This is a genomic window from Cupriavidus sp. FW305-46, assembly GCF_058787075.1.
In genome coordinates, this window is the sequence record NZ_JBYSZI010000051.1 from 8,866 (window position 1) to 24,619 (window position 15,754).

The window sequence follows — 15,754 nt, forward strand, 5'->3', positions numbered from 1 at the left end:
CGCGATCCGACAAGACATCATGACTGAACCGAACCGCGCCCAGGCCAAGCCAGCCGCCGCAGACACACCCGCCGTCGACGAGAACAAGATCATCGCGGAGCGGCGCGAGAAACTGGCCACGCTGCGCCAGCAGGGCGTGCCCTTCCCCAACGATTTCCGCCCCACCCACCAGGCCGCCGCGCTGCAGGCGCAGTACGCCGAGACCGAGCAGGCCACGCTCGAGGCCGCGCCGGTCGAGGTCGCCATCGCCGGGCGCATGATGCTCAAGCGCGTGATGGGCAAGGCCAGCTTTGCCACGGTGCAGGACGGCAGCGGCCAGATCCAGTTCTACATCACCCGCGACAAGGTCGGCGAAGAGGTCTACGCGGCCTTCAAGCACTGGGATCTGGGCGACATCATCAGCGCCCGCGGCGAGCTGTTCCGCACCAACAAGGGCGAGCTGTCGGTGCAGGTGCGCGAACTGCGCCTGCTGTCCAAGTCGCTGCGCCCGCTGCCGGACAAGTTCCACGGCCTGGCCGACCAGGAAATGAAGTACCGCCAGCGCTATGTCGACCTGATCGTGTCGCCGGAAACACGCAACACCTTCCGCGCCCGCACCAATGCGATCTCGTCGCTGCGCCGCCATATGGCCGATGCCGGCTTCATGGAAGTGGAAACGCCGATGCTGCACCCGATCCCGGGCGGCGCCGCGGCCAAGCCGTTTATCACGCACCACAATGCGCTGGACATGCAGATGTTCATGCGCATCGCGCCCGAGCTGTACCTGAAGCGCCTGATCGTCGGCGGCTTCGAGCGCGTGTTCGAGATCAACCGCAACTTCCGCAACGAAGGGGTGAGCCCGCGCCACAACCCCGAGTTCACCATGATGGAGTTCTACGCGGCCTACACGGACTACCGCTGGCTGATGGACTTCACCGAGGACCTGATCCGCAAGGCCGCGATCGATGCGCGCGGCAGTGCCGTGCTGACCTACCAGGACCGCGAGCTGGACCTGTCCAAGCCGTTCCATCGGCTGACGATCTGCCAGGCGATCCAGAAGTTCGCACCGCAGTACACCGATGCGCAACTGGCCGATGCCGGGTTCCTGCGCACCGAGCTGAAGAAGTTCGGCGTCAACACCAACGCGCCGCAGTTCCTCAACGCCGGCCTGGGCACGCTGCAACTGGTGCTGTTCGAGGAAACCGCGGAAAGCCAGCTGTGGGAGCCGACCTTTATCGTCGACTACCCGGTCGAGGTCTCGCCGCTGGCACGCGCCTCGGACACGGTGCCTGGCATCACCGAGCGCTTCGAACTGTTCATCACCGGCCGCGAGATCGCCAACGGCTTCTCGGAGCTGAACGATGCCGAGGACCAGGCCGACCGCTTCCGCAAGCAGGTCGAACAGAAGGACGCCGGCGATGAAGAAGCCATGTACTTCGACGCCGACTACATCCGCGCGCTGGAATACGGCATGCCCCCGACGGGCGGCTGCGGCATCGGCATCGACCGCCTGGTGATGCTGCTGACGGATAGCCCGAATATCCGCGACGTCATCCTGTTCCCGCACCTGCGCCGGGAAGATTGAGCAAGCGCTTTGGCAAGATGAAGCCCCACCGAATCGGTGGGGCTTTTTCCTTGGGGCGCCGCCAATGTCATGCCAAGCCGCCGAATGTTACAGCCTGGCCCCGTGATATGCGCCCCAACCAACCATAAGGCATTGATATAAAAGATATTTTCCGCCTACATATATTTACAAAAACAAACGGAAAACCCCACCCGCTTCGGCCACACTGGTTCCATCCCAACGCGGCCTTCGCCGCACCGGAACCATAGCAATGCAAAGCCAAGCCACCCCGAACGACAACACCCCTGCCCCGCTGCCGCCGCAACGCCGGCTGCATCCGCTCGTCGGTGCGGCAGCCGTCGCCGTGGTGATCGCCAGCCTGACCGCGGTCGCCGCCGTCACTGGCGTGCTGCCGATCGGCAAGGCCAGCCCTGACCTGCCGGCGCAGGCCGGTGCGCAGGCAGACCCGCAAGGGCCGCTGCCGGTCACGGCAGCGCCCGCCCCGGGCAGCACCACCCGGCCGCCGGTCTACAACGACGGCCAGCAGCGCCCGGCCGGCCAGGATGCCGCCGGTTCCTCGCAAGCCGCGCCACGCACCGCCCCGGCACGCCAGGCCGCGCAGCGCGACAGCGAGCCGCGCGCCAGCCAGCGTGCCGACACCGAGCGCCACGCTGCCAAGGGCAGCCCCTACGCCGGCCGTATCGTCTCGGTGACCCCGATCCAGACCCAGAAGCCCAACACCAGCGGCCTGGGCGCGCTCGGCGGCGCGGTGGTGGGTGGGCTGCTGGGCAACCAGGTCGGCAAGGGCAATGGCCGCATCGTCGGCACCGTGGTGGGTGCCGTGGGTGGCGGCGTGGCGGGCAACCAGATCGAGAAGACCGTCAGCAAGGACACGCACTATGAAGTGCGCGTGCGCATGGATGACGGCAGCCACCGCACCTTCACCTACGAGAAAGACCCCGCCGTGCAGCCAGGCGAGCGCGTGCACCTGGAGAACGGCGCGCTGATGCGGGGCTGATCCGGCTCCCGCGCAGCGGCAAAGCAAAAGGCCGGCAATTTGCCGGCCTTTTGTCGTCATCCCGATACTGCGTCGCTTATTCGGCTTCCTGGATCCAGGCCTGCTGGATCGCCTCCAGGATCTTCTCGCCCGAGCGCTCGGGCGCGTCGGCAAAGCCGTCGAGCTCCAGCACCCAGCGGCGCAGGTCAGTGAAGCGCACGCCCGCCGGATCGACATCCGGGAACTTGTCATACAGCGCTTCGGCAATGGCGTAGGTATCGGTCCACTTCATGGGATTGTTCTCCGCTGAGATTTGCCGGCCGCTCAGTGGCCTTCCTTGGCGTGGTTGATGGTGTACTTCGGGATCTCGATGGTCAGGTCTTCATCATCGACGATGGCCTGGCACGACAGCCGCGAATTCGGCTCCAGCCCCCAGGCCTTGTCGAGCAGGTCTTCTTCCTTCTCCTCGGCCTCGTTGAGCGAATTGAAGCCCTCGCGCACGATCACGTGGCAGGTGGTGCAGGCGCACGACTTCTCGCACGCATGCTCGATCTCGATGCCGTGCGAGAGCAGCGCGTCGCAGACGCTGACGCCCTTCTCGGCTTCGATCACCGTCCCTTCCGGGCAATATTCAACGTGGGGCAAAACAACGATCTGTGGCATGTGGTGTCCTGATGTCTGTATGTCGGTGCGGGCCCGGTGATCAGCCCAGCTCCTGCACCTTGCGCCCGGCCAGCGCGCTCTTGATCGAACGGTCCATGCGGCGGGCGGCGAATTCGTCGGTACCGTGCGACAGCTTCTCCACCGCGGCGTGGATGGCGTGGTGGTCTTCGCCGGAGGCGATCTCGCGCACCGTAGCCATCAGCGCCTCGACCGCGGTGCGCTCTTCCGCCGACAGCAGGTCGCCATCGGTTTCCAGCGCGCGCTGCGTGGCCTCGACCAGCCGGTCGGCTTCCACGCGCTCTTCGGCCAGCGCGCGGCTCTTCATGTCGTGCTCGGCTTCGCGGAAGCTTTCCTGCAGCATGCGCGCGATATCGTCGTCGGCCAGGCCGTACGACGGCTTGACCGTGACCGCGGCTTCCACGCCCGAATGCGTTTCGCGCGCGGTCACCGACAGCAGCCCGTCTGCATCGACCTGGTAGGTCACGCGGATGCGCGCCGCGCCCGCCACCATCGGCGGGATGCCGCGCAGCTCGAAGCGCGCCAGCGAGCGGCAGTCGCTGGCCAGCTCGCGCTCGCCCTGCAGCACGTGGATCGCCATCGCGGTCTGGCCATCCTTGAAGGTGGTGAATTCCTGCGCGCGCGCCACCGGGATGGTGCTGTTGCGCGGGATGATCTTCTCGACCAGGCCGCCCATGGTCTCGACGCCCAGCGACAGCGGGATCACGTCGAGCAGCAGCCAGTCTTCGCCCGGGGCATGGTTGCCGGCCAGCAGGTTGGCCTGCATCGCGGCGCCCAGCGCCACCACGCGGTCCGGATCGAGGTTGGTCAGCGGGGTCTGGCCGAAGTAGTCGCCCACGGCCTTGCGGATCGACGGCATGCGCGTGGCGCCGCCCACCAGCACCACGCCCTTGACCTCGTCGGGCGCGACGCCCGCGTCGCGCAGCGCCTTGCGCACCGGCGCCAGGGTCTTCTGCACCAGGTGCGCGGTGACCTGGTCGAAGATCTCGACAGTCAGCGTCAGGTGGACGATCTCGCCGGACTCCAGCACGGCGTCGATCACGGTGCTGTCGCTTTCCGACAGCGCTTCCTTGGCCGCGCGCGCCCGCACCATCAGCAGGCGCATGTCCTGCGCCGATAGCGGCTGCAGGCTGGCCTGCTCGACGATCCAGCACAGCAGGCGCTGGTCGAAGTCATCGCCGCCGAGGGCCGAGTCGCCGCCCGTGGCCATCACTTCAAACACGCCCTGCGTCAGCTTGAGCACCGAGATATCGAAGGTGCCGCCGCCCAGGTCGTAGACCGCGTAGATGCCTTCCGAGGCATTGTCCAGGCCGTAGGCAATGGCCGCGGCAGTGGGCTCGTTGAGCAGGCGCAGCACTTCCAGGCCGGCCAGGCGCGCGGCGTCCTTGGTCGCCTGGCGCTGGGCCTCGTCGAAGTAGGCCGGCACCGTGATGACGGCGCCGACCAGGTCGTCGCCCAGCGTGTCTTCAGCGCGCTGGCGCAGCGTGGCCAGGATCTCGGCCGAGATCTCCACCGGGCTCTTTACGCCGGCGGCGGTCTTGATCTGCAGCATGCCCGGCGCGTCGACAAAGTCATACGGGCTGTGCTCGATATTGGCCACGTCGCGCAGGCCGCGGCCCATGAAGCGCTTGACCGAGACGATGGTGTTCTTGGGGTCGCGCACCGCTTCTTCCTGGGCCCGGTAGCCGATATGGGCGGTACGGTCCGGCAGGTAGCGCACGACCGAGGGCAGCAGCGCGCGGCCGCGCTCGTCGCCCAGCACTTCGGGAATGCTGCTGCGCACCGCGGCCACCAGCGAATTGGTGGTGCCGAGGTCGATGCCGACGGCCAGGCGGCGTTGGTGGGGCGCCGGCGACATGCCGGGTTCGGAAATCTGGAGCAGTGCCATGGTATTTCTTTGCTGTCTTGTGCGGCAGTGGAAACCGCCATGCGGGTGGCATTGGGGAGCGGTTTTCGCGCCGGGCGCCATTGTGTCACGGCCCCGGCAAACGTGCCGGTCAGTGTTCCAGCCGGTCGATGGCCTCGCTGGTATCGTGCTCGATCTTCTCGATAAACATCAGTTGCCGCACCGCGCCGCCAGCCGCCTCGTTGTCGCCGGAATCCAGCAACGCGCCCAGTGCTTCGTGGCGCTCGCGCTTTTCCTGGCGCAGCTCGCGCAGCAGCGCATCGAGCCGGTCCACTGCGCGCTCTTCCACCGCTTCCTGCAGCGCTTCGCGCCATTCCATCTGCTGCATCAGGAAGGCCGGCGTCATGGCCGTGTTGTTCTCGGCCTGCACATCGACGCCGCGCAGCTTCAGCAGGTAGGTCGCGCGCCGCAACGGCTGGCGCAGCGTACGGTAGGCTTCATTGGCATGCGCGGCCCATTGCATGGCCACGCGGCGTTCGGCGTCGCCCGCCTTGGCAAAGCGGTCCGGATGCGCCTGCGACTGCACGGTGCGGTACGCCGCATCCAGCGCGGCTTCATCGACGCCGTACTGCGCCGGCAGGCCGAACAGCGCAAAAAAATCGTCTTTCAACTGCTTCCCCAAGAAAAAAGAGCGGCCGCGCCGCCCCTTTGTCCATTGCCGCCACGGTGCCGCTCAGGCGGGCTTGCGTGCCCACTCGGCCGGCGGTTCGTTGCGGTCGCACTTCAGGCAGTTCACCCGCATGCCGATCATGCCGGCGCGGCCCTGCTCGCTTTGCGTCCATGGCCGCGACTGCCATGGCGGGTCGTGCCGCATATGCTGGCCGTGCCCGCATTCGAGTTCGGCCACCCAGTGGCCTTCCTCGTCCCGGCGGAACCCGACGATGCTGCGCTCCACCGGGGCTTGCTTGCGCTGGCGCGCCTCAGACCGTGAAGGACTCGCCGCAGCCGCACTCGTCCTTGACGTTAGGGTTGTTGAAGCGGAAACCTTCGTTCAACCCTTCACGTGCGTAGTCGAGTTCGGTGCCGTCGATATACGGCAGGCTCTTGGCGTCGACGATGACCTTGATGCCGTGCGATTCGAACACCGCGTCTTCCGGCAGCAGCTCGTCGACGTATTCCAGCTTGTAGGCCAGGCCCGAGCAGCCGGTGGTCTTCACGCCCAGGCGCAGGCCCACGCCCTTGCCGCGGCGCTCCAGGTAGCGGGCCACATGCTTGGCCGCCTTCTCGGTCATGGTGATCATCGTTGCGTCTTCCTTCGTCGATGCCGTGGTCAGTGCGACAGAATCAGGCAGCCTTCTGCTCGGCGCCGTGCTTCTTCTTGTAGTCTTCGACGGCGGCCTTGATCGCGTCTTCGGCCAGGATCGAGCAGTGGATCTTCACCGGCGGCAGCGCCAGTTCTTCGGCGATCTGGGTGTTCTTGATCTCCAGCGCCTGGTCCACGGTCTTGCCCTTGACCCACTCGGTCACGAGCGAGGACGAGGCAATGGCCGAGCCGCAGCCGTAGGTCTTGAACTTGGCGTCTTCGATCACGCCCGCCTCGTTGACCTTGATCTGCAGCTTCATCACGTCGCCGCAGGCCGGCGCACCGACCATGCCGGTGCCGACCGCATCGTCGTTCTTATCGAACGAACCGACGTTGCGGGGGTTTTCATAGTGGTCGAGAACCTTGGTGCTGTATGACATTTTGCTTACCTCTTGCGTATCTTTGCGGGGGTATTGCTTTTTGTTCTGATGATCTGTGCGGGCGCGTCAGTGCGCGGCCCACTGGATCGAATTCAAATCGACGCCGTCCTTGAACATTTCCCACAGCGGCGACAGGTCGCGCAGCTTGCCGATCTTGCTCTTGAGCAGTTCGATGGTGTAGTCGATCTCCTGCTCGGTGGTGAAGCGGCCCACCGTGAAGCGGATCGAGCTGTGGGCCAGTTCGTCGTTGCGGCCCAGCGCGCGCAGCACATACGACGGCTCCAGCGAGGCCGAGGTGCAGGCCGAACCCGACGACACCGCCACGTCCTTGATCGCCATGATCAGCGATTCGCCTTCGACGAAGTTGAAGCTGACATTCAGGTTGTGCGGCACGCGCTGTTCCAGGTCGCCGTTCAGGTAGACCTCTTCCATGTCCGACAGGCCGTTCCACAGGCGGTCGCGCAGCATGCGGATGCGTTCGTTCTCGGTCGCCATCTCTTCGCGGGCGATGCGGAAGGCTTCGCCCATGCCGACGATCTGGTGCGTGGCCAGCGTCCCCGAGCGCATGCCGCGCTCATGGCCGCCGCCGTGCATCTGCGCCTCGATGCGCACGCGCGGCTTGCGGCGCACGTACAGCGCGCCGATGCCCTTGGGGCCGTAGGTCTTGTGGGCCGAGAACGACATCAGGTCGCACTTCAGCTTGCCCAGGTCGATCGCCACCTTGCCGGTCGCCTGCGCGGCGTCGCAATGGAAGATGATGCCCTTCTCGCGGCAGATCTCGCCGATCTGCGCGACGTCCTGGATCACGCCGATCTCGTTGTTGACCAGCATCACCGAGACCAGGATGGTGTCCGGGCGCAGCGCCTGCTTGAACACTTCCATGTCGAGCAGGCCGTTTTCCTTCACGTCCAGGTAGGTCACTTCAAAGCCCTGGCGCTCCAGCTCGCGCGTGGTGTCGAGCACGGCCTTGTGCTCGGTCTTCAGGGTGATGATGTGCTTGCCCTTGCCCGAATAGAAGTTCGCGGCGCCCTTGATCGCCAGGTTGTTCGATTCGGTTGCACCCGAGGTCCACACGATCTCGCGCGGGTCGGCGCCGACCAGTGCGGCCACCTGCTCACGTGCTTCTTCCACCGCGCGCTCCGCTTCCCAGCCGTACGCGTGGCTGCGCGAGGCGGGGTTGCCGAACTGCTCGCGCAGGTACGGAATCATCTTGTCCGCCACGCGCGGGTCCACCGGCGTGGTGGCCGAGTAATCCATGTAGATGGGGAAATGTGGGGTGCTCATCGTTATGACTGCCTTGTTAGGGACCGCTGATCGCTGTTTTGCTGTCGTTGCCTGGGCGCGCTCAGGACTGCGCCAGGCTGAAAACTGAATTCACCATTCTGGCCCGGACCGGCTTTTCCTGCTTGTCGGCCTTGCCGCGCGCAGCGGCCGCGACCGGCTGCGCGGCGTCTTCGCGCATGTCGTGCAGCACGGCAGGCTGGCGCTCGCGTTGCTGGTCCACCAGGTTCTTGAGGGAAACGGAGTCGAGGTACTCGACCATCTTCTGGTTCAGCGTCGCCCACAGTTCGTGGGTCATGCAGCGCCCGGAGCCGTCATCTCCGTTACAATTGCCCTTGCCCCCGCACTGGGTGGCATCCAGGGGCTCGTCCACGGCGATGATGATGTCCGCCACGGTGACGTCTTCGGCCTTGCGCGCCAGACTGTAGCCGCCGCCCGGGCCGCGCACGCTTTCAACAATCTCGTGCCGGCGCAGCTTGCCAAACAGCTGCTCCAGGTAGGACAACGAGATCTTTTGCCGCTGGCTGATGCCGGCGAGCGTGACCGGTCCCTGGTCCTGGCGCATGGCCAGGTCGATCATCGCAGTGACCGCGAAGCGGCCTTTGGTGGTCAGTCTCATGGTGCAGGGCTCTGGGGGTGAAGCTAATACTTGATCGTTTCCGTCAAGTATAAAGGTACCCGACTAATTCAGTCAACTACCCCTGCCGCAGCGCACCACGCCCCGATCACGCTTCGCGCCCGCGCGCGGCCGTCTCCGGGCCTGCCGCGCGCGGCGGCGTCACCAGCGACAACGGGTGCTTCAGGATGCGCCGCCGCACGGCCGCGCTCAGTTCGGCGCGGTCCACGCGCCGCAGGTTGCGTGACCGCAGCGCCATATTGAACGCCAGCGCGAAGCTCACTGCCACGTTCAGCATCCCCATCAGCGCAATGCCCGCCACCGCCAGCCACAGCGCCGGCATGCGCAGTGCGTCCAACCCCAGCACGCCGAGCGCGGTGCCGACCGAGCCGGTCGACAGCGTCACATGGCGCACTTCCATATGCGGCCCGAAGAAGCTCAGGATTTCCGGCCCCAGCCCCAGCAGCAGGCCCAGCGACACGTTGGCGGCTATGCCCGACAGGTTGCGCTTCCAGAAATCCGCCAGCCGGGTGGCGCCGCGCGCACCCAGCACGTACTGGAGGCGCCGGTTGTAGGCCATCACGTCATGCACGCGATGCAGCGCGAACCAGTTGTCGGCCCAGCCGGCAATCAGGCTGGACAGCCACAGCAGCACGCCGGTGAAGGCGGCATAGAGCGGCGTCGGGCCCAGGATCGAGAACGACTCGATGGTGGCAATCGCCTTGGCCGGCGTGATCAGGTTGGTGCCCAGCAGCTTGTGCGCCAGCCACTGCATCCCCAGCGCCACCGGGAACACCACCGCGAGGTTGCCGACGATCGCCGCCGCGTTGGAGCGGATCATGGCAATGGTGTCGTCGACAAATATCTCGCGCCCCTCCGGCCGCCCGGCCCCGTCCAGCCGGTGCGCCAGCGCCGGCCCGGTCATGGCCGGCTGCTTGGTCGCCAGCGTGAAGTGCGCAAAGTGGATGGCCAGGAAGCTGCCGGCGTAGTTGAGCGAGGCCAGCAGCCCCTCACTGAACTTGTCCAGGTGCAGGCCGTAGATCAGGAACTTCAGGTACACGGTGGCGACCGAGACCAGGCCGCCGCCGGCCGCGGCGCGCACCAGCTCGGCGTATTCCTTGCGGTCGCGCGTGATGTAGTGCTCGCCGGTCTCGGCCGAGCGCTCCACCACCTTGCGCGCCAGCTGCGCGAACGAAGTGCCGGCCAGGTGCGAGATGCTGCGCCGGGCCTGGGTCGATCGGATCAGCTCCGCCACCAGGTGCGCATGCATGCCGGGCCGGTGGGGTTCGACCCAGGCCGCCAGCAGCAGCTCGATGCGGCTGAGCTGCACCTTCATGCGCTCGATCTGGAACACCACCTCGACCGACACGCCATTGTCTTCCAGGTCCTCATACACCTGGCGGATCGCGGCATGGCAGCCGTCCAGCAGCGCGCGGAAGTAGTTCAGGCGGTGGCCGAAGCTGTTGTCGTCATGGCGCAGGCCCTCTTCACACAAGGCCTGGATGGCCTCGTCCAGGCGGAAGAACGGTGTCTCTGCCACGCGCCCGGCCAGGCGCGAACGGATCGCCTGGCTCAGGCCGGTGGCGCGCACCTGACTGACCAGCACCGCGATGCTGGTGGCCAGCGTCTGGCCCAGCGCATCGCGATAGTGCGCCATGCCCGCCGCTTCGCCCCCGGCGCTGCCGGCCTGCAGCACGCGCGCCAGCCGCGCCAGCAGCCCGTCGTCGATGGCTTCGACCCACTCCGCGTCCTCATCCCCGACGAACACCAGCGCAAACAGCCCCGCCATGTCGCTGCGGTTGGGCGGCGGCGGCAGGAAGCGGTTCTGCAGCCGGCCCACCATCTCGCTGACGAAGCCCGGGTGCAGGGCCACGCCGGTATCGCAGAACAGTCCGGTGGGGTCGTTCTCGCGCACCAGGCTGCGCACCGTCAGGGCAAAACGCCCGGCCCAGTCGGGATGCCGCTCCAGCACCTGCAGCAGGTAGCGCAGCCGCACATGCTCGGGGTGGCGGCGGTCCGTGCCAGGTTCCTGGCTGTCAGCATCGGCACCCAGCCCGCCATCGCGGCGGATCCAGAAGCCCAGCTCGATCAGCCAGCCGTTGCGCTCGGCCAGCGGCGCCTCAGGATCGGCAGCGGCCAAGATGGCGTCGAGCTGCAGGCTGGCATTGCGCGATTCGCGCCATTTGCGGAACAGTTTGTGAAGCATGGATTCTCGTGGGATCGGGCCGCCGGCCGCGGCGCTGGTAGCGTCGCGGCGCGGGCCGCAGAAAGGACGACGGAGCGGGCGCCGGGATCAGCCGGCGTTGCCTTGCAGGCGCTGGCGCAACTCGGCCACCAGGCCGTCGCAGGCATCTTCGATGTAGTCGAGCACGCGCTCGAAGCCATCGCCTTCGCCGTAGTAGGGGTCCGGCACCTCGTCGGCGTCGTGGCGGGTGGCGAAGCTCATCAGCAGGCGCAGCTTGGCGCCAGCATCGGGGCGCAGCCGCGCCAGGCCGGCCAGGTTCTCGCGGTCCATCGCCAGGATCAGGTCGAAGCGGTCGAAGTCAGGCAGGCCGACCTTGCGCGCGCGCAGCGCGGACAGGTCATAGCCGCGCTGCAGCGCGTGGCGCTGGGTGCGGGCATCGGGTGCGCGGCCCAGGTGGTATTCATGCGTGCCCGCCGAATCCAGTTCCACCAGCGCGTCCAGCCCCGCCGCAGCCAGCTTGGCGCGCAGCACGCCCTCCGCCGTCGGGGAACGGCAGATGTTTCCCATGCAACACATCAGGATGGCGTATGTCTTCATCGGATCACGGCTAGGCGGGAGTGGAACGGCGGGCGCAGCGGCACACGGGAGGGCCGCCGGCCGGACAGCCGCAATTCTACCCGCAGCCCTTCAGGCCAGCTGCTTGGCCAGCCGCTCGCCGTGCGCAAACCCGGCCACTTCCGCGGCCTCGCGCGATTTGTAGTGCTCGGTGATGCGCGAGGTCTCGGTCAGCGTGCCGGCGGCGCGAATATTGGTACCGGGGCGGCAGACGCGCACGGTGTAGGACCATTCGCTCTGTGAGCGCTGTTTGACCTGGACCTGCACTTCGTGGGTTTCATAGACCTTCTTCTTCCATTCACCGATATCGGTCATTGTGGTTCTCCACGGAAAATGGGGGATACCTGGCTAGTTGACCTCGCCGGCGTCGATCGCGCGCATGGCGCCGGCCTCCGCCAGGGCGATGGCCCCTTCGGGCGTGGGCGCGTCGCCCGCAATCGCCTCGTAGCTGGGGCCGGAAGGCTCGCCGAAGGCATCGGCGATGCGCATCTGCGCCGCAAACCCGCCGGCGGCATTGGGGACCGCGCTGACCACGACCGCGTAGCCGCCGTATTCAAACTGGCGTTCCATCTTGCCTCCTTCGCGGCAGCCTTCGCGCTTTCACCCTTCATGACCGGCGCCGCCGCGAATTTCACTATAGGCGAAGCGCGCGTGGCGGTGCGGCGTATCAGGCAGGCGGCAGCGCGCTCTCTCCGCTGGCGCCGAACACCTGCGCCTTGAGCTTGGCCAGCTGGTCGCGCACCTGCGCCGCCTGCTCGAACTCCAGGTTGCGGGCGTGGTCGAGCATGAGCTTCTCCAAACGCTTGATTTCCTTGGAGACCTGCTTCTCGCTCATGTCCTCGTAGCGGGCCTGCTCCTGCGCCGCCAGCAGCTCGGCCCTGGCATCGTTGACGCTGTAGACGCCGTCGATGATGTCCTTGATGCGCTTGACCACGCCGCGCGGCGTGATGCCGTTGGCCTCGTTGAAGGCGATCTGCTTGGCGCGGCGGCGCTCGGTCTCGCCAATGGCCTTCTTCATCGACTCGGTCATGCGGTCCGCGTACAGGATCGCGGTACCGTTGACGTTGCGCGCGGCGCGCCCGATGGTCTGGATCAGCGAGCGCTCGGCGCGCAGGAAGCCTTCCTTGTCCGCATCGAGGATCGCCACCAGCGACACCTCGGGAATATCCAGGCCTTCGCGCAGCAGGTTGATGCCCACCAGCACGTCGAAGGTGCCCAGGCGCAGGTCGCGGATGATCTCCACGCGCTCGACGGTGTCGATGTCCGAGTGCAGGTAGCGCACCTTGACGCCGTTCTCGGACAGGAACTCGGTCAGCTGCTCGGCCATGCGCTTGGTCAGCGTGGTCACCAGCACGCGTTCGCCAACCTCCACGCGGGCGTGGATTTCCGACAGCAGGTCATCCACCTGCGTGGTCGCCGGGCGCACCATGATGATGGGATCGACCAGCCCGGTCGGACGCACCACCTGCTCCACCACCTGCCCGGCATTGTCCTGCTCGAACTGCGCCGGCGTGGCCGAAACAAACATCACCTGGCGCATCTTGCGCTCGAACTCGTCGAACTTCAGCGGCCGGTTGTCCAGCGCCGAGGGCAGCCGGAAGCCGTACTCCACCAGCGTGGTCTTGCGCGCGCGGTCGCCGTTGTACATGCCGTTGAGCTGGCCGATCAGCACGTGCGACTCGTCCAGGAACATCAGCGCGTCGGGCGGCAGGTAGTCGACCAGCGTCGGCGGCGGATCGCCGGGGCGTGCACCGGACAGGTGCCGCGAATAGTTCTCGATGCCCTTGCAGAAGCCCAGTTCGGACAGCATTTCCAGGTCGAAGCGGGTGCGCTGCTCGAGCCGTTGCGCCTCCACCAGCCGGTTTTCCTTGTGGAAGAACTCCAGCCGCTCGCGCAGCTCCGACTTGATCGCCTCGATCGCGCGCAGCACGGTCTCGCGCGGGGTCACATAGTGGCTCGACGGGTAGACCGTGAAGCGCGGGATCTTCTGGCGCACGCGGCCAGTCAGCGGGTCGAAGAACTGCAGCGACTCCACCTCGTCGTCGAACATCTCCAGCCGCACCGCCATCTCGGCGTGTTCTGCCGGGAAGATGTCGATGGTGTCGCCGCGCACGCGGAAGGTGCCGCGCTGGAAGTCGGTCTCGTTGCGGGTGTACTGCATCGCGATCAGGCGCGCGATCACGTCACGCTGGCTGATCTTGTCGCCGGCACGCAGTGTGAGAATCATCTGGTGGTATTCGGTCGGGTTGCCGATACCATAGATCGCAGAGACGGTCGCCACGATGATCGTGTCGCGGCGCTCCAGCAGGCTCTTGGTCGCCGACAGCCGCATCTGCTCGATATGCTCGTTGATCGACGAGTCCTTCTCGATAAACAGGTCGCGCTGCGGGACGTAGGCCTCGGGCTGGTAGTAGTCGTAGTAGCTGACGAAGTACTCGACCGCGTTACGCGGGAAGAACTCGCGGAACTCGGCGTAGAGCTGGGCCGCCAGCGTCTTGTTGGGCGCGAACACGATCGCCGGCCGTCCCATCCGGGCGATCACATTGGCCATGGTGAAGGTCTTGCCCGAACCCGTCACCCCCAGCAGCGTCTGGAACGACAGGCCGTCCTCGACCCCCTCCACCAGTTGCCGGATGGCCTCCGGCTGGTCGCCGGCGGGCGGGAACGGCTGGTAGAGCTGGAACGGGGAGCCGGGGAATGTGACGAATTTGTCTTCGTCCAGGGCCGGCGCGGCTTCTGCAAGGTTCGACATAGGGGGCGAATTTACGGGCGGAATTAGGGAAATACCTCAGGAATACGGGGCGAATACGCTAGAATCTTGGGGTTGCCAGCCCCCGCTTCAAGCCGGAAGCGTCACGGGGGCCTGTCAGCCCCCAGCGCAGTCCGAAGCATTCTACGCCTTCCCGTTTTCTTACATAGCCGACCACGAGATTCCAAATGAGTTTGTTTTCTGCCGTCGAGATGGCCCCGCGCGACCCGATCCTGGGCCTCAACGAAGCCTTCAATGCCGATACCCGCCCGACCAAGGTCAACCTGGGCGTTGGCGTGTACTTCACCGACGAAGGGAAAATCCCCCTGCTGCGCGCCGTCCAGGAGGCAGAAAAGGCACGCCTGACCACCGCCACGCCGCGTGGCTACCTGCCGATCGAAGGCATCGCCGCCTATGACCAGGCCGTGCAGACGCTGCTGTTCGGCAAGGAATCGCCGCTGATCACGGAAGGCCGCGTGGTGACGGCCCAGGCACTCGGCGGCACCGGCGCGCTGAAGATCGGCGCCGACTTCCTGAAGCGCCTGTATCCGGACGCCAAGGTCGCCATCAGCGACCCGAGCTGGGAAAACCACCGCGCACTGTTCGAATCCGCCGGCTTCCCGGTGGTCAACTATGCCTACTACGACGCCCCCAGCCACGGCCTGAACTTTGCCGGCATGGTGGAATCGCTGAAGTCGTTCCCGGCCAACACCATCGTCGTGCTGCACGCATGCTGCCACAACCCGACCGGCGTGGACCTGTCGCCCGAGCAGTGGAAGCAGGTGGTGGAACTGGTCAAGGAACGCAACCTGATCCCGTTCCTGGATATGGCCTACCAGGGCTTTGCCGACGGCATCGACCCGGACGGCGCCGCCGTGCGCCTGTTCGCGGACTCCGGCCTGCCCTTCTTCGTGTCGAGCTCGTTCTCGAAGAGCTTCTCGCTGTACGGCGAGCGCGTGGGCGCGCTGTCGATCGTCACCACCAGCAAGGAAGAAGCACAGCGCGTGATGTCGCAGGTCAAGCGCGTGATCCGCACCAACTACTCCAACCCGCCGACGCACGGCGGCACCGTGGTCGCCACCGTGCTGAACAGCCCGGAACTGCGCGCCATGTGGGAAGAAGAACTGGCCGAGATGCGCGACCGCATCAAGCTGATGCGTCATGCGCTGGTGGACAAGCTGGCCGCCAAGGGCGTGCCGGGCGACTTCTCCTTCGTCAAGGCACAGCGCGGCATGTTCTCGTACTCGGGCCTGACCTCGGCCCAGGTGGACCGCCTGCGCAACGAGCACGGCATCTACGCCGTCGGCACCGGCCGCATCTGCGTGGCCGCGCTGAACAGCCGCAACATCGACGCCGTCGTCGATGCGATCGCAGCTGTGATGTAAGAGCCCCAGGCATCGCCACCCGCAGCAGGATGGCGACTGGCGCAAGCGTCACAAAGCAATGCACAAAAAGCGGCTTCGGCCGCTTTTTGCATTTGTTTGCGATTTATCGGCCC

Annotated in this window: 17 protein-coding genes; 3 read left to right on the forward strand and 14 right to left on the reverse strand. The window is 66.3% G+C overall.

Going from position 1 to position 15,754, the window contains the following annotated elements:
• The first annotated feature begins 19 nt into the window (after positions 1–19).
• The gene (gene lysS, locus AC3WON_RS22770; RefSeq protein ID WP_492320851.1) at positions 20–1,564 is read left to right on the forward strand and encodes a lysine--tRNA ligase; all 1,545 of its coding nucleotides are present in this window, start codon (positions 20–22) and stop codon (positions 1,562–1,564) included.
• Positions 1,565–1,814: 250 nt separating this feature from the next.
• Complete coding sequence (locus tag AC3WON_RS22775; RefSeq protein WP_492320852.1) at positions 1,815–2,561, forward strand: glycine zipper 2TM domain-containing protein; 747 nt, start codon at positions 1,815–1,817, stop codon at positions 2,559–2,561.
• Between the two features lie 76 nt (positions 2,562–2,637).
• Here AC3WON_RS22775 and iscX read toward each other — a convergent pair whose 3' ends face one another.
• The 14 genes from iscX to uvrB all read right to left on the reverse strand — a co-directional run bounded on the left by iscX (position 2,638) and on the right by uvrB (position 14,259).
• Positions 2,638–2,832 carry a Fe-S cluster assembly protein IscX gene (gene iscX / locus AC3WON_RS22780; protein ID WP_010809019.1) on the reverse strand — a complete coding sequence of 65 codons (195 nt, stop codon included), beginning with the start codon at positions 2,830–2,832 and terminating at the stop codon, positions 2,638–2,640.
• Between the two features lie 32 nt (positions 2,833–2,864).
• Positions 2,865–3,203 (reverse strand): ISC system 2Fe-2S type ferredoxin, encoded by a 339-nt coding sequence (fdx, locus tag AC3WON_RS22785; RefSeq protein WP_010809020.1) that lies wholly within the window; start codon positions 3,201–3,203, stop codon positions 2,865–2,867.
• A gap of 40 nt (positions 3,204–3,243) precedes the next feature.
• Positions 3,244–5,109 (reverse strand): Fe-S protein assembly chaperone HscA, encoded by a 1,866-nt coding sequence (gene hscA / locus AC3WON_RS22790; RefSeq protein ID WP_492352807.1) that lies wholly within the window; start codon positions 5,107–5,109, stop codon positions 3,244–3,246.
• A gap of 109 nt (positions 5,110–5,218) precedes the next feature.
• Positions 5,219–5,737, reverse strand: coding sequence for a Fe-S protein assembly co-chaperone HscB (gene hscB / locus AC3WON_RS22795; RefSeq protein WP_492320854.1), 519 nt, complete (start codon positions 5,735–5,737; stop codon positions 5,219–5,221).
• A gap of 63 nt (positions 5,738–5,800) precedes the next feature.
• Positions 5,801–6,022, reverse strand: a complete 222-nt coding sequence (locus AC3WON_RS22800; RefSeq protein WP_010809023.1) for a DUF3565 domain-containing protein — start codon at positions 6,020–6,022, stop codon at positions 5,801–5,803.
• A 25-nt stretch (positions 6,023–6,047) separates the two neighbouring features.
• The gene (gene iscA, locus AC3WON_RS22805; protein ID WP_010809024.1) at positions 6,048–6,368 is read right to left on the reverse strand and encodes an iron-sulfur cluster assembly protein IscA; all 321 of its coding nucleotides are present in this window, start codon (positions 6,366–6,368) and stop codon (positions 6,048–6,050) included.
• A gap of 43 nt (positions 6,369–6,411) precedes the next feature.
• Positions 6,412–6,810, reverse strand: coding sequence for a Fe-S cluster assembly scaffold IscU (gene iscU, locus AC3WON_RS22810; RefSeq protein ID WP_010809025.1), 399 nt, complete (start codon positions 6,808–6,810; stop codon positions 6,412–6,414).
• Positions 6,811–6,876: 66 nt separating this feature from the next.
• A complete protein-coding gene (locus tag AC3WON_RS22815; RefSeq protein ID WP_269446663.1) occupies positions 6,877–8,100 on the reverse strand; it encodes an IscS subfamily cysteine desulfurase in 1,224 nt (407 codons plus the stop codon).
• 55 nt (positions 8,101–8,155) lie between these two features.
• The gene (iscR, locus tag AC3WON_RS22820; protein WP_011614910.1) at positions 8,156–8,710 is read right to left on the reverse strand and encodes a Fe-S cluster assembly transcriptional regulator IscR; all 555 of its coding nucleotides are present in this window, start codon (positions 8,708–8,710) and stop codon (positions 8,156–8,158) included.
• 106 nt (positions 8,711–8,816) lie between these two features.
• On the reverse strand, positions 8,817–10,913 hold the full coding sequence (locus AC3WON_RS22825; RefSeq protein WP_492352808.1) for a site-specific recombinase: 2,097 nt from the start codon (positions 10,911–10,913) through the stop codon (positions 8,817–8,819).
• An 87-nt stretch (positions 10,914–11,000) separates the two neighbouring features.
• The gene (locus AC3WON_RS22830; protein WP_492320856.1) at positions 11,001–11,489 is read right to left on the reverse strand and encodes a low molecular weight protein-tyrosine-phosphatase; all 489 of its coding nucleotides are present in this window, start codon (positions 11,487–11,489) and stop codon (positions 11,001–11,003) included.
• A 90-nt stretch (positions 11,490–11,579) separates the two neighbouring features.
• Positions 11,580–11,822 (reverse strand): hypothetical protein, encoded by a 243-nt coding sequence (locus AC3WON_RS22835; protein ID WP_035822940.1) that lies wholly within the window; start codon positions 11,820–11,822, stop codon positions 11,580–11,582.
• Between the two features lie 33 nt (positions 11,823–11,855).
• Complete coding sequence (locus tag AC3WON_RS22840) at positions 11,856–12,077, reverse strand: hypothetical protein (RefSeq protein ID WP_010809031.1); 222 nt, start codon at positions 12,075–12,077, stop codon at positions 11,856–11,858.
• 97 nt (positions 12,078–12,174) lie between these two features.
• Positions 12,175–14,259 (reverse strand): excinuclease ABC subunit UvrB, encoded by a 2,085-nt coding sequence (uvrB, locus tag AC3WON_RS22845; RefSeq protein ID WP_492320857.1) that lies wholly within the window; start codon positions 14,257–14,259, stop codon positions 12,175–12,177.
• Positions 14,260–14,444: 185 nt separating this feature from the next.
• On the opposite strand from uvrB, the gene AC3WON_RS22850 reads away from it, so the two are divergent.
• Positions 14,445–15,641, forward strand: a complete 1,197-nt coding sequence (locus AC3WON_RS22850; RefSeq protein WP_010809033.1) for an amino acid aminotransferase — start codon at positions 14,445–14,447, stop codon at positions 15,639–15,641.
• Positions 15,642–15,754 lie beyond the last annotated feature (113 nt).

Bases quoted from the DNA above. Each gene is read 5' to 3' on its own strand.
- lysS (WP_492320851.1), top strand. From the start codon at position 20: ATGACTGAACCGAACCGCGCCCAGGCCAAGCCAGCCGCCGCAGACACA.
- AC3WON_RS22775 (WP_492320852.1), top strand. From the start codon at position 1,815: ATGCAAAGCCAAGCCACCCCGAACGACAACACCCCTGCCCCGCTGCCG.
- iscX (WP_010809019.1), bottom strand. From the start codon at position 2,832: ATGAAGTGGACCGATACCTACGCCATTGCCGAAGCGCTGTATGACAAG.
- fdx (WP_010809020.1), bottom strand. From the start codon at position 3,203: ATGCCACAGATCGTTGTTTTGCCCCACGTTGAATATTGCCCGGAAGGG.
- hscA (WP_492352807.1), bottom strand. From the start codon at position 5,109: ATGGCACTGCTCCAGATTTCCGAACCCGGCATGTCGCCGGCGCCCCAC.
- iscA (WP_010809024.1), bottom strand. From the start codon at position 6,368: ATGATCACCATGACCGAGAAGGCGGCCAAGCATGTGGCCCGCTACCTG.
- iscU (WP_010809025.1), bottom strand. From the start codon at position 6,810: ATGTCATACAGCACCAAGGTTCTCGACCACTATGAAAACCCCCGCAAC.
- iscR (WP_011614910.1), bottom strand. From the start codon at position 8,710: ATGAGACTGACCACCAAAGGCCGCTTCGCGGTCACTGCGATGATCGAC.
- AC3WON_RS22825 (WP_492352808.1), bottom strand. From the start codon at position 10,913: ATGCTTCACAAACTGTTCCGCAAATGGCGCGAATCGCGCAATGCCAGC.
- AC3WON_RS22830 (WP_492320856.1), bottom strand. From the start codon at position 11,489: ATGAAGACATACGCCATCCTGATGTGTTGCATGGGAAACATCTGCCGT.
- AC3WON_RS22835 (WP_035822940.1), bottom strand. From the start codon at position 11,822: ATGACCGATATCGGTGAATGGAAGAAGAAGGTCTATGAAACCCACGAA.
- AC3WON_RS22840 (WP_010809031.1), bottom strand. From the start codon at position 12,077: ATGGAACGCCAGTTTGAATACGGCGGCTACGCGGTCGTGGTCAGCGCG.
- uvrB (WP_492320857.1), bottom strand. From the start codon at position 14,259: ATGTCGAACCTTGCAGAAGCCGCGCCGGCCCTGGACGAAGACAAATTC.
- AC3WON_RS22850 (WP_010809033.1), top strand. From the start codon at position 14,445: ATGAGTTTGTTTTCTGCCGTCGAGATGGCCCCGCGCGACCCGATCCTG.